The sequence below is a fragment of the Erwinia sp. 1181_3 genome (assembly GCF_052824965.1).
Genome location: NZ_VTDE01000008.1, coordinates 112,499 through 127,712 on the forward strand (window position 1 = coordinate 112,499; position 15,214 = coordinate 127,712).

The 15,214-nt window shown below is 55.5% G+C and carries 12 protein-coding genes; 6 read left to right on the plus strand and 6 right to left on the minus strand.

The genetic code is table 11. The annotated features are described in order from the left end of the window. Positions 1-17: 17 nt before the first annotated feature. Entirely contained in the window at positions 18-1,544 is a 1,527-nt protein-coding gene (gene ppx, locus FY046_RS18105; protein WP_133845892.1) for an exopolyphosphatase, read from the minus strand. A gap of 5 nt (positions 1,545-1,549) precedes the next feature. Beyond that, complete coding sequence (gene ppk1, locus FY046_RS18110) at positions 1,550-3,610, minus strand: polyphosphate kinase 1 (protein ID WP_133845893.1); 2,061 nt, start codon at positions 3,608-3,610, stop codon at positions 1,550-1,552. A 144-nt stretch (positions 3,611-3,754) separates the two neighbouring features. Between ppk1 and FY046_RS18115 the strand changes: the two genes are divergently transcribed. Genes FY046_RS18115 through pstB form a run of 3 tightly spaced genes read left to right on the plus strand, consistent with a single transcriptional unit; the run spans position 3,755 to position 8,345 of the window. After that, entirely contained in the window at positions 3,755-5,911 is a 2,157-nt protein-coding gene (locus tag FY046_RS18115) for an ABC transporter permease subunit (RefSeq protein ID WP_159338052.1), read from the plus strand. Beyond that, positions 5,908-7,554 carry a phosphate ABC transporter permease PstA gene (gene pstA / locus FY046_RS18120; RefSeq protein WP_159338053.1) on the plus strand — a complete coding sequence of 549 codons (1,647 nt, stop codon included), beginning with the start codon at positions 5,908-5,910 and terminating at the stop codon, positions 7,552-7,554. The genes FY046_RS18115 and pstA overlap by 4 nt, the downstream gene beginning before the upstream one ends. Positions 7,555-7,577: 23 nt before the next feature. Then, a complete protein-coding gene (gene pstB, locus FY046_RS18125) occupies positions 7,578-8,345 on the plus strand; it encodes a phosphate ABC transporter ATP-binding protein PstB (RefSeq protein ID WP_420361221.1) in 768 nt (255 codons plus the stop codon). 63 nt (positions 8,346-8,408) lie between these two features. On the opposite strand, the gene purN is transcribed toward pstB, so the two are convergent. Both purN and purM read right to left on the minus strand, forming a co-directional pair. Then, positions 8,409-9,047, minus strand: a complete 639-nt coding sequence (gene purN, locus FY046_RS18130) for a phosphoribosylglycinamide formyltransferase (RefSeq protein WP_133845897.1) — start codon at positions 9,045-9,047, stop codon at positions 8,409-8,411. After that, positions 9,044-10,084 (minus strand): phosphoribosylformylglycinamidine cyclo-ligase, encoded by a 1,041-nt coding sequence (gene purM / locus FY046_RS18135; protein WP_446186339.1) that lies wholly within the window; start codon positions 10,082-10,084, stop codon positions 9,044-9,046. Before purM ends, purN begins: the two co-directional genes overlap by 4 nt. Before the next feature lie 245 nt (positions 10,085-10,329). Between purM and upp the strand changes: the two genes are divergently transcribed. From upp to hda, 3 genes are all read left to right on the plus strand, one after another. Beyond that, positions 10,330-10,956 (plus strand): uracil phosphoribosyltransferase, encoded by a 627-nt coding sequence (gene upp, locus FY046_RS18140; RefSeq protein ID WP_133845899.1) that lies wholly within the window; start codon positions 10,330-10,332, stop codon positions 10,954-10,956. A gap of 235 nt (positions 10,957-11,191) precedes the next feature. After that, on the plus strand, positions 11,192-12,481 hold the full coding sequence (gene uraA, locus FY046_RS18145) for a uracil permease (protein ID WP_133845901.1): 1,290 nt from the start codon (positions 11,192-11,194) through the stop codon (positions 12,479-12,481). A 116-nt stretch (positions 12,482-12,597) separates the two neighbouring features. Beyond that, the gene (gene hda, locus FY046_RS18150; RefSeq protein ID WP_133845903.1) at positions 12,598-13,305 is read left to right on the plus strand and encodes a DnaA inactivator Hda; all 708 of its coding nucleotides are present in this window, start codon (positions 12,598-12,600) and stop codon (positions 13,303-13,305) included. A 24-nt stretch (positions 13,306-13,329) separates the two neighbouring features. Here the strand turns inward: hda and arsC are convergent, their stop codons facing one another. Then, positions 13,330-13,683 (minus strand): arsenate reductase (glutaredoxin), encoded by a 354-nt coding sequence (arsC, locus tag FY046_RS18155; RefSeq protein ID WP_133845904.1) that lies wholly within the window; start codon positions 13,681-13,683, stop codon positions 13,330-13,332. A gap of 18 nt (positions 13,684-13,701) precedes the next feature. Next, positions 13,702-15,165: a beta-barrel assembly-enhancing protease gene (gene bepA / locus FY046_RS18160; RefSeq protein WP_133845905.1), complete on the minus strand. Its 1,464-nt coding sequence runs from the start codon at positions 15,163-15,165 to the stop codon at positions 13,702-13,704. Positions 15,166-15,214 lie beyond the last annotated feature (49 nt).

Sequence of the window (15,214 nt, forward strand, 5' to 3'; positions counted from 1 at the left end):
CCGTTTACCGATAACGCTTAGCTTTCTTCCTGAATGGTCAGTTGCCAGCCCGTGACATCTTTCCAGTACGTCTGCTCACGTTCTAAATCCAGCTGAACCAGGTTGTTCTGGCTGAAGTAGCCGGCTGGGAACGTCAGGGTCCAGTTGCCATCATCGGTTTGCAGTTGAAGATCGCTCGGTTTAGTCGTCGCCTGGCGCTGATTATTGAGCAATGTCCCTAAACGCAACAGGAAAACCAGCGGCAGGAACTGCTTACGTTTAAACAGCGTAAGGCGCGGCATATCTTCCACTTTCACGCCTTTACGGTGGTAGCGTACCAGCGTGGCCAACAGCGTTTGTTGATCCTGATTAAACCCCGGGAGATTGGTATTTTGCAGGATATAAGCGGAATGCCGCTGCATACCGCTGTGGTTGATCGTCAGCCCAACCTCATGCAGCATCGCCGCCCACTTCAACAGAGCGGCAAGCTGCGGGTTCGCCTGCCGGGTATTCTGTGCGCGCCACTGCTCGTAGAGTAACTCTGTCGTTTCCAGAACTCTGCGCGCCTGATCGCTGTCGATAGCATAATGGTTCGCCAGGCTCTGGGCTGTGCGGCTGCGAATATCCTGATGACGGAAGCGGCCTTCCATTTCATACAACACACCTTCACGCAGTGCGCCGTCTGACAGGCGCAGTTCGCGGATCGCCAGGGCATCAAACACGCCACAGAGAATGGCAAGGCCAGGCACAAAGACGCCTTTACGCTCGTCAGAGAGGCCTGGCAGGCTGAGTGCATCAAACGACTTGTGCTTGATAACCTCGTTGTACAGCAACTCAAGGCGCTCCGGGGTGATCAGCTTTTCTTTCTCCCCCATCGCCAGCAGTACTTCGCAGGCTGCTTTAATCGTGCCAGAAGCACCCAGCGCAAACTGCCAGCCCATCAGACGATACTGCCACGCCAGGGTTTCCAGTTTTTGCACTGCTGCCAGCCGGGCGCGGTTAAAGTTCTCTTTACTGATGGCGCCGCCAGGGAAGTACATATTGGCAAAGCTCACACAGCCCATGCGGCGGCTTTCAACCAGCTTGGGTTCAAAGTCTTCACCTATAACGAGCTCGGTGGATCCGCCACCGATGTCAATTACCAGCTTGCGGCCTTTTTCCGGTTGGGTATGTTCTACGCCCATAAAGATTAAACGGGCTTCTTCATGGCCGGAAATCACTTCAATCGGGTAAGGGATCACATCGGCTGCACGCTGGAGGAAGTCTTCCGCGTTAATTGCCTGGCGCAGGGTATGCGTACCGACAATCGTAACGTTGGCCGGGCTGAAACCCTGTAAACGTTCGGCAAACAGCGCCAGACAGCCTAAACCGCGCTGAATAGCCTCTTCGCTCAGGACGTTATTGCTGTCCAGCCCGTCAGCCAGATGCACGCGTTGTTTCAGGCGTCCGAGCACCTGCATCGCCCCGTCAACTACGCGGGCAATCACCATGTGAAAACTGTTCGAACCCAAGTCAATGGCAGCAAATTCCTGCGGTTTGGGCGTACTTTTATGGGAAATTGGCATAGTGATTAATCAGGTTGCTCGAGAGATTTAATGTAATCGTAAATTGCAAGCTGGGCCCGGACCTTGCGGCGGTTACCGCGCGGAACATATCGGTTGCTTAACTCTTTATCGACGTAACGTGCTTTCAGCGTATCACTTAACAGGATGGCAATAATATCCAGCACACGCTGTTTAAGAATGGGGTCAAGTATGGAGACAGCCACTTCGATACGATAATCGATGTTGCGTGTCATCCAGTCTGCGGAGGAGAGGAAGACTTTTTTGTCGCCGCCGTTATCAAAAATATAGACCCTGTCATGCTCAAGATAACGGTCAACAATGCTGATCACACGAATATTATCGCTGATCCCTTCCAGATTGGGGATCAGGGAGCACATGCCGCGCACCAGCAGATTAACCTTAACGCCAACGCTGGAGGCGGTATACAGCCGATCGACCAGCCCCTTATCCACCAGGTTATTGATCTTCAGCGTAATACCCGCCGAAATTCCTTTTTGCGCATTGGCAATCTCGGCATCAATCAGTTGGTACAGCATTTTGCGCGAGTTCTGCGGTGACACCATCAGGTGCTCAAAGCTGACCGGGCGATACGGGTTTTCGATAAAGTTAAACACCCGGCGCACTTCGTTAGTGATACGCGCATCGGCGGTCAGCAACGAGTAGTCGGTGTAGATACGCGCGGTTTTCTCGTTAAAGTTACCGGTGCCGATGTGCGCATAGCGGGCAATCTCTCCGTTTTCACGGCGCGAAATCAGGAACAGCTTGGCGTGAATCTTCAGTCCGGGAGCGGAGAAAATTACATGCACGCCGGCTTCCGTCAGGCGTTTCGCCCAGTGAATATTGGCTTCTTCATCGAAACGCGCCTGCAGCTCGACGACCACGGTAACTTTCTTACCGTTATAGGCGGCATGGATCATCGCATCGATGATGCGTGAATTCTTCGCCACGCGGTAAATATTGATTTTTATTGCCAGTACCGCCGGGTCAAATGACGCCTGGCGCAGCAGTTCAAGCACATGCTCGAAGGTGTGATACGGATAATAGAGCAGCACGTCACGGTTGCGGATCGCATCAAAGCCGTTGCGGAAGCGATCAAACCAGATATGGCGCAGCTGCGGCAGAGGTTTGTTGACCAGATTCGCTTTGCCCACGTTCGGGAAGCTGATGAAGTCTTTGAAGTTATGGTAACGACCGCCGGGCACAATGGAGTCGTAATTGGAAATGTTCAGCTTTTTACGCAGCAGTTCAACCATGGCATCAGGCATATCGCGCTGATAAACAAACCGTACCGGCTCGGCATTCAGGCGCTGTTTCAGGCTTGAGGACATCAGCTCCAGCAGGCTCGATTCCATTTCAGTGACCAGATCGTACTCGGCGTCACGGGTCATTTTCATCGAGTAGGCATTCAGCGCATCGTAGTCGAAGAAGCCACGAAAAATGTCACCCAGGCAATAGCGCAGAATATTATCCAGCAGAATCATTGGTTTTCTGCGACGCGGGGTTTCCGGCGGCAGATTGACGAAACGCGGAACTTTATCTGACGGAATTTCCAGCAACGCGTAACGAATGTCTTCACCACGAATAATCTCTACGGCCAGGTAGGTATAATCGTCTTTCAGGAACTCGATCAGATCGGTGTCGTGATTGATCAAGATCGGCGTGATGTGCTGGCGAAGATGGTGTTTAAAATAGTGCCGCAGCCAGCTCTGCTGATTAGGAGAGAGCTGGCGTTCGTTGATCAGGAAGATCTGATTACGCGCCATTTCCAGCAACAGGTCGTTATACAGACTGTCGAACTCCTGGTCAGCTTTCAGCACCCGCGCCTGAATTTTTTTTAGTAAATGGCGTGGCGTGCTGGGGGAACCCTGCTCTTCTCCAATCAGAATGCGGCGTTTGAGATCGGCAAAACGAACTTTATAAAACTCTTCCAGATTATTGGAATAGATACCAAGAAAGCGCATACGTTCAATCAGCGGGTTGGTTTTGTCTGCCGCTTCTTGTAAAACGCGTTCATTAAAGGATAGCCAACTTAACTCTTTCTCTATATACAGCTTTTCCTGACCCATTTTTACTCCGTTCGGCTGATTCAGGATGAAGGTATCCATTGTCCTGAAACATTATGGCGAGAGTATGGCAGCATTGTCCAATGCCCGATGAATGTTGATTGTCTTATTAATCACATACGGGCAACATAGCGGCTTCTAAGCATAATGGAAAACCACCCTGATATGACTGATCGCCCAATCCCTGTTCACGACAACGCCGGGCGCCGCCGCAGGATTGATCGGCTGACGCGACGTGTGGTAACGGCGTGTGGGGTGGCGATCCTGCTGGTGATGACACTGCTGTTCTTCTGGCTGATTTGGGTGGTGGTGCCACTCTTTATCAGCCCTGGGATGCAGGCAGATAACAACATTAAGCTCTGGCAGAGCAGTCCTGCGGTTGCCATGGGAATGGACAGGCAGCAACAGTGGGGCTGGCGCATTGACCGTCAGGGCAGCGGGCGCTTTGTGCCGCTCAGTGCTCAACCTCCTTCCTCTGCAGTAACGCTGTTGCGCGGTACTATCCGGGCAGCGAGCAGTGCCGATCATAGTAGTGTGCTGTTGTTGTCAGATAGCGGCTCAATGGTGTTAGTTAAACCCGATTTTCCTCCCGGTGAGGAACCCCGCTGGACATTCCCGCTGGGCGATGTCCCACTTTCCAACGGGGAAGATCATGTGCGTCAGTTCAGTCTGGCGCAGACCGCTGAAAACCGCTGGCAGGTTGCACTGGCGACCGCCGATCATATTACGCTATGGCAACTCAATGCTCAGCAGCCAGCGCAAAACTACCGGCTGAACGTGCGTGACGTCGATCAGTTGCTGTTATCGCCCGATGGCAGCCTGTTATTTACCCTTTCTGGCGCTCAGTTGCGCGTCTGGCGACTTGGTAACGGTGAGCCCCAGCTGCGTGATTCTCTGATGCTGGCCGAGCCACCGAAAAACATCGCGTTGCTGAGTGGGGGGAATTCCTTGCTCATTTCCGATGGGCAGGGGATTTCCCAGTGGTTTGATATTGCAAGCTCCAGTGGCCCACATTTGCGTTATATCCGTCATTTTGAGGGGGCGCAGTGGCAGCCTCTGCTCTTTACCGAACCGCACCGTCGTGTTTTCGCCACCCTGAGTCCGCAGGGTGAGCTGAAGCTGTTTGCCAGTAAGCAGCAGGGCGCGATCCTCAGCCGACAGCTGGCGCCGGGTATTGAACTGGCGCAGTTCTCCCAGGAGGGCGATGGCTTATTGGTTGAACGTGCCGGGCACTGGCAGCATTATCGTCTGACTAACCCGTGGCCCGATCTCAGCTGGCGCAATCTGTGGCAGAAAGTCTGGTATGAAAACTATCCGGAGCCGGCCTGGGTCTGGCAGTCCACCTCGGCCAATGATTACTACCAGGGGAAATTTAGCCTGATCCCGATGGTGGCGGGCACGTTGAAAGCCGCAGGGCTGGCGATGCTGTTTGCGACGCCACTGGCACTGGCGGCCGCCATGTACACCGCCTGGTTTATGACGCCTCAGCTACGGCGTTGGGTGAAACCCACCATTGAAATGATGGGCGCGTTACCCAGCGTGGTGATTGGTCTGATTGCCGGGCTGTGGCTGGCCCCAAAAATTGCCGATCGGCTGCTTGGGGTACTGCTACTGCCTTTACTGCTGGCTGCGGTGCTGTTGCTGTGTGGTTGGATGGTGCAAAAACTGCCCCCTCGCTGGCGTAAACGTGCGTTTGCTGAAGGGCGTGAAGTCCTGCTATTGCTGCCGCTGTTGTTACTGACGGCGACAGGCTCCCTGTGGCTCATCCCGCTGGCGGAGCAGGCACTCTGGGGACAGGGACTGGCCGATCACATCAGCGCAGACTATCAGCAGCGCAACCTGTTGGTGGCGGGTGTGGCGATGGGCTTTGCTCTGGTCCCACTGATTTTCACGCTGGCAGAAGATGCTATTTTTAGTGTTCCGGCCTCACTGGGGCAGGGATCGCTGGCGCTGGGGGCGACACCGTGGCAAACCCTGACGCGCGTGGTACTGCCGGGGGCCTCTTCCGGTATCTTCGCCGCCCTGATGATCGGGTTTGGCCGCGCTATTGGCGAAACGATGATTGTGCTGATGGCTACCGGTAATACGCCGGTGACCGACGGGGGGCTGTTTGAAGGATTACGTTCACTGGCGGCCAATGTGGCGGTAGAAATGCCGGAAGCGGCGGCGGGCAGCACCCATTACCGTATTCTGTTCCTGTCTGCGCTGGTGCTGCTGATCTTCACGCTGGTGGTCAATACCGTTGCCGAGATGGTGCGTCAGCGACTGCGGCAGCGTTACAGCCAGCAGGAGGTGCAGGGATGAATGCGGTAAAGAATAATCACCGCTGGCGCTGGCTCACTGGTGGCGCTGTTGCCGTCAGTCTGCTGGCCTTCCTGTTGCTGATTACCCTGCTGGCCTGGCAGGGGCTGCGTTATTTCTGGCCGCAGCCGCTGGAACTGTTCACGTTGAATACCCCGCAAGGTCAGGTACAGGTACTGGGCGAGGTCACCCAGCAGCAGACCGTATCGCGCCAGCAACTGGTCGCCAGCGGCCAGCGAGATGCTGCGGGTCTGCCTGACAGCGTGACACGTTATCTGATTAAAACCGGTAACCGTGATTTCGATGCGCCTGACTTTCGCACGGTACTGTCCAGCGATGCGATCGCCAGGGAAACACCCCCGCAGGCCATCGTGTTGCAACGCCGCTCAGGCGGCAATGCCTATGGCTGGTTCGAAGGGCTGCGTGAAGATAGCCATTTGTTAACCTCCCAGGACCCTGGCAAGACCTTACAGCAGCGTTTATTGCAGGCTCGTCAGCGGATTGACGAGGCAGAGAAACTGCGGCGCAAGAACATGGCGCGGCTGAACGCACAGATGGAGTCGCTGGAGCAACAGCGGCAGCATCTGCGAGACGAAAAGCGCTATAACCCCGAGGCCCAGTCGGTGTATCAGGCGGATCGCGCTGAACTGCAACGTCAGTTCGCCCGTCAGGCCGCCAGACTCGCAACGCTTCAGCGTGAAAGCAACAATACGGCGGTGCTGCTGCGGGATGCCAGCGGTGTGCAGCATGAGATTTCGCTGGCGCAGATTATTGCTGCCTGGCAGCCCAATGCGATGACCACCGGTATGAAGTGGCGACATTTTGGCAGCCAGCTGTGGCACTTTGTCAGTGATTCTGGCGGCGGGAGCCAGGGGGAGGGCGGTGTCTTCCCGGCGATTTTCGGTACCGTGCTGATGGTGTTGCTGATGTCGGTGGTGGTGATGCCGCTGGGGGTGATTGCCGCCATCTGGTTACATGAGTATGCCGGACGCAATCTGTTAACCCGGCTGGTGCGTATTGCCGTCGTCAACCTGGCGGGGGTGCCATCGATTGTCTATGGCGTGTTCGGCCTGGGGTTCTTCGTCTGGTTTATGGGCGGCAGCCTCGATCGTCTGTTTTTCTCCAGCGCCTTGCCGAACCCGACCTTTGGCACGCCAGGCCTGCTATGGGCATCACTGACCCTGGCGTTGCTGACATTGCCAGTGGTGATTGTCGCCACTGAAGAGGGGCTGTCGCGCATTCCGGGTTCATTGCGCCAGGGTGCGCTGGCGCTGGGGGCGACGAAGGCAGAGATGCTGTGGCACGTGGTGTTACCGCAGGCATTACCGGCGATGCTTACCGGGCTGATCCTGGCGGTGGCACGTGCCGCTGGAGAAACCGCTCCACTGATGCTGGTGGGCGTGGTGAAGATGGTCCCGGAGCTGCCGATAGACTCGCTGTTCCCTTATTTACATCTGGATCGTAAATTTATGCACCTTGGTTTTCAGATTTACGATCTGGCGTTCCAAAGCCCCAATGCCGAAGCCGATCGCCCGCTGGTATTTGCCACGGCGCTGCTGTTGGTGTTGCTGATTCTGGGGTTAAATCTGATGGCGATGGTCCTTCGCCACCGTCTGCGCGAGCGCTACCGTGCGCTGATGCATTAACACGGAATTCCGTTATGACTGCGATGTTTGATGACAACGAAACCGCGCTTGAGATTGATAACCTCTGTTTGTGGTATGGCGATAAAGCCGCGCTGAATAACATCAGCCTGCGAGTGCCTAAAAACCGCATTACGGCGTTGATTGGTCCATCAGGCTGTGGGAAATCAACGCTGTTACGCTGTTTTAACCGTATGAACGATCTGATTGATGGTTGTCGCATTGAAGGGGATATCCGCCTGCAACAGCAGTCAATCCTCGGCCATAATCAGGATCTCTCTGCGCTGCGTCGCCGCGTGGGCATGGTGTTTCAACGGCCTAATCCCTTCCCGAAAACCATTTACGATAATGTGGTATACGGTCTGAGGTTGATGGGCGTGCGTGACAGGCGTGTACTGGATGAAGCGGTGGAGCGTGCGCTGCGTGCTGCGGCGCTGTGGCCAGAGGTGAAAGATAACCTCTGGCAAAATGCCCTCACGCTGTCGAGCGGACAGCAGCAGCGCCTGGTGATCGCCAGAGCTATCGCCATTGAGCCTGAAATCCTGCTGCTGGATGAGCCGACCTCGGCACTGGATCCGATTTCGACGCTGGTGATAGAAGAGCTGATGACATCGTTAAAACAGCACTTCACGCTGATTCTGGTCACGCACAATATGCAGCAGGCGGCACGTGTGTCGGACTATACGGCGTTTATGCACCAGGGGAGTGTGGTGGAGTTTGGCATGACCGATGATCTGTTTACGTCACCGCGTCAGCGTCGTACTGAGGATTATATTACCGGACGATATGGTTAATTTGGTGGAGGTCATTGATATGGGCGGACAGGAAAAAAGGTCCGCCCTTACGCAGGTAAGGCATTATTCGAATGCATGTCCTTCAGCGGACAACGGCTGACCGTCAAGCCATGCGGCATCGTCGCGCATAGCCAGTCGGCCATCCACAAACCAGCCGACGACCAGTGGATAAATCGCATGTTCCTGGTGCTGAACGCGCGCAGCAACATCCGCTTCGCTGTCGTTGCTGTACACCGGCACTTTTGCCTGCAGGATCACCGGACCGCCGTCCAGCTCTTCGGTGACAAAATGCACCGAGGTGCCGTGCTCGTCGTCACCGTTCTCGATGGCCTGGCGATGCGTATGCAGCCCCGGGTATTTCGGTAACAGCGAAGGATGGATATTCAGCATCCGACCGGCATAGTGCTGAACAAATGCCGGGCTGAGGATGCGCATGTAACCGGCCAGTACCACCAGATCGGGGGCGTAAGCGTCAATCTCCAGCATCAGCTGGCGATCGAACGCTTCACGGTCGGCAAACTGCGCAGCAGACAGCGCATGAGCAGCAACGTTCGCCTCACGCGCACGTTCCAGACCAAAGGCCTCAGCCTTGTTACTGAACACGGCAGCAACGCTGCCGTGAATCCGTCCCTGCTGGCAGGCGTCCAGGATTGCCTGTAAATTGCTTCCATTACCGGAAACCAGCACGACTATGCGTTTCATGCGTTAATAACCACACGTTCTTCAGAGTCAGAGGCTTTGATGACACCGATTTTCCAGGCTTTTTCGCCTGCATCAGTCATCAATTGTACCGCTTTGTCGGCGTCTGCCGGACTCAGGGCAATCACCATGCCGACACCACAGTTAAAGGTGCGGTACATCTCAAAGCGGCTGACGTTACCGGCCTGCTGCATCCAGCCAAAGACGGCTGGCCATTCCCAGCTTGACTCGTCCAGAACAGCCTGAGTGTTATTCGGCAGTACGCGCGGAATATTTTCCCAGAAACCGCCGCCAGTCAGGTGGGCAATCGCATGGACATCCACCTGTTCGATCAGGCTGAGGATGTTTTTCACGTAGATGCGGGTTGGAGCCAGCAGATGGTCAGACAGCGTTTTGCCTTCAAGCTGAGTGGTTTCCGGGTCAGTTTTGCTGACTTCCAGAATTTTGCGCACCAGCGAGTAGCCGTTGGAGTGAGGGCCGCTTGAACCCAGGGCGATCAGAACGTCGCCATCGGCCACTTTGCTGCCGTCGATAATTTCGGATTTCTCAACCACGCCGACACAAAAGCCTGCCACGTCGTAATCTTCACCGTGGTACATACCTGGCATTTCAGCGGTTTCGCCGCCCACCAGTGCACAGCCAGACTGTGAACAGCCTTCAGCGATGCCGGTGATCACACTGGCTGCCGTGTCAACGTCCAGCTTGCCGGTTGCATAATAATCCAGGAAGAACAGAGGCTCTGCGCCCTGTACCACCAGATCGTTAACGCACATCGCGACCAGATCGATACCGATGGTATCGTGGCGTTTAAGGTCCATCGCCAGACGCAGCTTGGTGCCGACGCCGTCAGTGCCGGAAACCAGGATAGGTTCACGGTATTTTTGCGGCAGTGCACAAAGGGCACCGAAACCGCCCAGTCCACCCATCACTTCCGGGCGACGAGTCTTTTTCACTACGCCTTTGATACGGTCGACTAAAGCATTGCCAGCATCGATATCTACGCCGGCGTCTTTATAGCTGAGAGAGGTTTTGTCGGTCACTGCGAAATCCCCACGCGGTTTGCGGTTGGTGTGGTGGTAAGTTTAAGCGCGGCAATTCTAGCAGCGCAGGCAAACGTTTGCGAGTGCCATCTTATTGCGCATTGCGGATAGCTGGATTTTAGCTAATTCTTAGAGGGGTTGCAGGAGATGTGCAAAGTATTGCACTAAGTCATATGGCGCCGGGGATAAATGGCGCTATAATCTCGCGATTTTTTTTTGCAGCTTAACACTCCGGGAGTACAACAATGAAGATCGTGGAAGTCAAACACCCGCTGGTCAAACATAAACTGGGTCTGATGCGGGAACATGATGTAAGCACCAAACGTTTCCGTGAACTCGCATCAGAAGTGGGAAGTCTGCTGACTTATGAAGCCACTGCCGATTTGGAAACCGAAACCGTGACCATTGAAGGCTGGAACGGTCCGGTTGAAATCGAACAGATCAAAGGTAAAAAAATTACCGTTGTCCCTATTCTGCGTGCTGGTCTCGGCATGATGGAAGGTGTGCTGGAACATGTGCCAAGCGCCCGGATCAGTGTCGTTGGCGTGTACCGCGATGAAGAAACACTGGAGCCAGTACCCTATTTCCAGAAGTTGGTGTCCAACATCGAAGAGCGCCTGGCACTGGTGGTTGACCCGATGCTGGCAACCGGTGGTTCGATGATTGCTACTATCGACCTGCTGAAAAAAGCGGGCTGTAACAGCATTAAGGTGCTGGTACTGGTCGCGGCACCGGAAGGTATTGCTGCGCTGGAAAAAGCGCACCCGGATGTTGAGCTGTACACTGCCTCAGTCGATCAGGGGCTGAACGAGAAGGGGTATATTATCCCTGGCCTCGGCGATGCAGGCGATAAGATCTTCGGTACTAAATAAGCCGGCTGCGGGCGAGGCGTGCCTCACCCCTACGAACCCCGTAGGGGCCGGGCATGCCCGGCCCGGCAAGCGCCGAATCCGCGAGTAATTCGTAGGGGTGGGGCATGCCCGGCCCGGCAAGCGCCGAATCCGCGAATAATCCGTAGGGGGCGGGCATGCCCGCCCCGATAAGCATCAAACCGACCAGAGAGTCGGTTTTTTTATAGCAAAGGCAAACTCAAGGGGTAATAACATCATGACGCGTCGTGCAATTGGCGTACACGAGCGGCCACCGCTGCTGCAAACCATTCCACTCAGCTTCCAGCATCTGTTCGCCATGTTTGGCGCGACGGTCCTGGTACCCATCCTGTTCCATATCAACCCGGCCACGGTGCTGCTGTTCAACGGCATCGGCACGCTGCTGTACCTGTTTATCTGTAAAGGTAAAATCCCGGCTTATCTGGGCTCCAGCTTTGCCTTTATCTCCCCGGTACTGCTGCTGTTACCGCTGGGTTATGAAGTGGCGCTGGGCGGTTTCATTATGTGTGGTGTGCTGTTCTGCCTGGTGGCGCTGATCGTCAAAAAAGCCGGTACAGGCTGGCTGGACGTGATGTTCCCGCCAGCGGCGATGGGCGCGATTGTGGCGGTGATTGGTCTGGAACTGGCGGGCGTGGCGGCGAATATGTCCGGTTTGTTACCAGCCGATGGCAGCATGGCTGACAGCAAAACCATTATTATCTCGATGGTCACGCTGGGCGTAACGGTCTTTGGCTCCGTGCTGTTCCGTGGTTTTCTGGCAATTATCCCGATTCTGATCGGTGTGCTGGTGGGCTACGCACTGTCCTATGGCATGGGCATTGTCGACTGGACGCCGGTGGCGAAAGCCCACTGGTTTGCCCTGCCAACCTTCTACACCCCGCGTTTTGAATGGTATGCCATTTTCACCATTCTGCCTGCGGCACTGGTGGTGATTGCCGAACATATCGGCCACCTGGTGGTAACGGCGAATATTGTGAAGAAAGACCTGCTGAAAGACCCGGGTCTGCATCGTTCAATGTTTGCCAATGGCATCTCGACCATTTTCTCCGGCTTCTTTGGCTCAACGCCCAATACCACTTATGGCGAAAACATCGGCGTGATGGCGATTACCCGCGTGTACAGCACCTGGGTAATTGGCGGCGCAGCGATTCTGGCCATCATGCTCTCCTGCGTGGGTAAGCTGGCTGCGGCAATCCAGGCCGTGCCAGTCCCGGTGATGGGCGGCGTATCGCTGTTGCTGTACGGTGTGATTGCGGCATCGGGTATTCGCGTACTGATTGAATCGAAAGTGGATTACAACAAAGCGCAGAATCTGATCCTGACCTCCGTGATCCTGATCATCGGCGTCAGTGGGGCGAAAGTACACATTGGTGCCGCTGAGCTGAAAGGCATGGCACTTGCCACCGTGGTGGGTGTGACGCTCAGCCTGATTTTCAAAGCGATCAGTCTGTTGAGTAAGGAAGAAGAGGTGATTGAGGTGCAGGACGAACGTCGCGACGCACAGTAAATCTAAGGGGCAGCTCTGGCTGCCCCTGCCTCATTGCATCTCCCGACCTTAGCGTTTCATGATCCTGAACGACTTGTGGTAGAATTTTCCCGTTTTCTGCCTGCTCAAACCCTGAGGTGAATCTGAACACGCCGGCACAGCTCTCACTGCCACTTTACCTGCCCGACGATGAAACCTTTGCCAGCTTCTGGCCGGGGGAAAATCCGTCGCTGCTGGCTGCGCTTCAGGGCGCACTGCATCAGCAACACGGGAGTTACTTCTACTTCTGGTCCCGCGAGGGCGGAGGACGCAGCCACCTGTTGCATGCCGCCTGTGCCGAACTGTCGGCCAAAGGTGAGGCGGTGGGCTATGTTCCTCTCGATAAACGCACCTGGTTTGTGCCTGAAGTGCTCGATGGCATGGAGCAGCTCGCGCTGATCTGCATCGACAATATCGAGTGCATTGCCGGGGATGAACCCTGGGAAATGGCGATCTTCGATCTGTATAATCGCATTCTGGAAACCGGTAAAACACGACTGCTGATCACGGGTGATCGTCCACCGCGTCAGCTCAACCTGAAGCTGGCGGATCTGGCCTCGCGTCTCGACTGGGGGCAGATCTATAAGCTGCAACCGCTTTCCGATGAAGATAAATTGCAGGCCTTACAGCTACGTGCAAAATTACGCGGTTTTGAACTACCGGAAGATGTGGGCCGCTTCCTGCTGAAACGGCTCGATCGTGAAATGCGTACGCTTTTTGTGACGCTGGATCAGCTCGATCAGGCCTCTATCAGCGCCCAGCGTAAACTGACCATTCCCTTCGTTAAAGAGACACTGGCGCTGTAGTTGCTCTGCGCCAGGCTTTCTTCCTTAAAGAATCTCCAGCACCTGCTCCGGCGGTCTGCCGATGCGCGCTTTGCCTCCATTGGTAACAATCGGGCGTTCAATCAGCTTCGGCTCAGCGACCAGCGCGGCCAGTAACTGCGCTTCCGTTAACGTTAAATCGTCCAGACCCGCCGCTTTATACTGCGCTTCTTTAGTCCGCATCAACTGACGCGCGCTGGTGAATCCCAGCTGCTGCAACAGCGTTTTCAGCGTGGCGACATCGGGTGGGGTCTCCAGATAAAGGATGACCTCAGGCGTTATTCCCTGGCGGGTCAGCAGCGCGAGCGTTTCGCGGCTCTTGGAGCAGCGCGGGTTATGGTAAATCTGTACCTCTGACATGGCTATCCTCAGGATTCGTTATGATTTCTGGTACTGACGGAAACGCTCCTGCAAATGGCGCAGCTGGTCGATGCGTGCGTCATAACGTGCCTGCTTCAGGCTGCCCAGTTTTACGGCTGCACTGGCGCTGCTCAGGCTGCGGATGGCCTGATCGAGCTGGCCGCTTAACGCCAGACCTTCAGCTCGCGCCGCCTGTTCTTCATCTGTCAGCCTCTGATCCGCCGAGGCCTGAGCCAGCAAGTCCCAGCCGTTGGGGTCATCTTTGTTCGCCCATGTGTAGCGGTAGAGCACTTTGCTGGCATTGGCCGGTTGTTTGGCCTCCACATAGGCGTTGGCGAGGTTAATCTGCAATACCGGATTGTTGTTTACCCCTTTAACGGCCAGCAGACGGTTTATCGCCTGTTGAGGCTGCTTCAGCCCGATATCGATGTCGGTCATGATATCGAGATACCACAGATTATCCGGTTGCTTTGCCAGCAGTGGCGCAATAATAGTACGCGCCTCCGTAAACTTACTTTCCCCCAGCAGCAACACTGCTTTCCCGTATAGCGCGGCGGACTGTTCACGGCTGTTACCGTGCGCCAGGGTCGTCAGCAGATCGGTGCCCAACTGGTTCTGTCCGGTTGAGAACATCCCCAGCGCCCTGACTTTGGCCATGTAGTAATCCTGCGAGGACTGCACCACCACTGGCTTCATCTGATTGGCGCGGTTCCGCGCATCGGCCAGACGACTGTCAGGCAGTGGGTGCGTCAGCAGCATTTCCGGTGGTTTTGACGCAAAACGGGAGGCGTCCGCCAGCTTCTGCAAGAAGTTGGGCATCGCTTCCGGGTCAAAACCGGCGCGCTGCAGCACCTGAATGCCGATGCGGTCCGCTTCCTGTTCATTTTGCTGGGTAAAACTGATGATGCCCTGTTGAGCCCCTGCCAGCGTGCCGCTCAATGCCGCCATCCCCGCCTGCGGGCTGGCCATTGCAAGAAGAATGGATCCCAGCGCGCCGACCCAGGTCAGTGGCGCATTACGTTGCTGCTCTTCCATCGCGCGCGCCAGGTGACGCTGGGTCACGTGGGAGATTTCATGCGCCATAACGGAGGCCAGCTGGCTTTCATTATCGCTGTAGCGGAACAGGGCGGAATGCAGGACAACGTTGCCGCCAAAGAAAGCAAAGGCGTTAATTTCATCGTTACGGATCAGGTAAAAATGGAACGGGGTTTTTACCGACCAGGCGTGGGTCACCAGGCGCTGCCCTAACTGATTGATATATTGATTCAGCAGCGGGTCGTTGATGATAGGGGCACTGGCACGCAACTGGCGCACATAAAAATCGCCCATCGCCAGTTCCTGATTAATCGACAGTGTGCCGCCTGCGGTGGTACCGATATCCGGCAGATTATCGCTGATATCGGCATGTGCCGGAAGCAAGCTACCCGTCAGCAGTGTCACCACCAGCGAAGCCAGCAGGCTTTTCTTTAATCGGATGAACATACGTAAACCCTAACAAGGAAGTCCAGTTTTTTGACCGGCAACGTGCCGA

Excerpts from the sequence above, each read along its gene's own strand:
- ppx (WP_133845892.1), bottom strand. The coding sequence starts at position 1,544 with ATGCCAATTTCCCATAAAAGTACGCCCAAACCGCAGGAATTTGCTGCC.
- ppk1 (WP_133845893.1), bottom strand. The coding sequence starts at position 3,610 with ATGGGTCAGGAAAAGCTGTATATAGAGAAAGAGTTAAGTTGGCTATCC.
- FY046_RS18115 (WP_159338052.1), top strand. The coding sequence starts at position 3,755 with ATGGAAAACCACCCTGATATGACTGATCGCCCAATCCCTGTTCACGAC.
- pstA (WP_159338053.1), top strand. The coding sequence starts at position 5,908 with ATGAATGCGGTAAAGAATAATCACCGCTGGCGCTGGCTCACTGGTGGC.
- pstB (WP_420361221.1), top strand. The coding sequence starts at position 7,578 with ATGTTTGATGACAACGAAACCGCGCTTGAGATTGATAACCTCTGTTTG.
- purN (WP_133845897.1), bottom strand. The coding sequence starts at position 9,047 with ATGAAACGCATAGTCGTGCTGGTTTCCGGTAATGGAAGCAATTTACAG.
- upp (WP_133845899.1), top strand. The coding sequence starts at position 10,330 with ATGAAGATCGTGGAAGTCAAACACCCGCTGGTCAAACATAAACTGGGT.
- uraA (WP_133845901.1), top strand. The coding sequence starts at position 11,192 with ATGACGCGTCGTGCAATTGGCGTACACGAGCGGCCACCGCTGCTGCAA.
- arsC (WP_133845904.1), bottom strand. The coding sequence starts at position 13,683 with ATGTCAGAGGTACAGATTTACCATAACCCGCGCTGCTCCAAGAGCCGC.
- bepA (WP_133845905.1), bottom strand. The coding sequence starts at position 15,165 with ATGTTCATCCGATTAAAGAAAAGCCTGCTGGCTTCGCTGGTGGTGACA.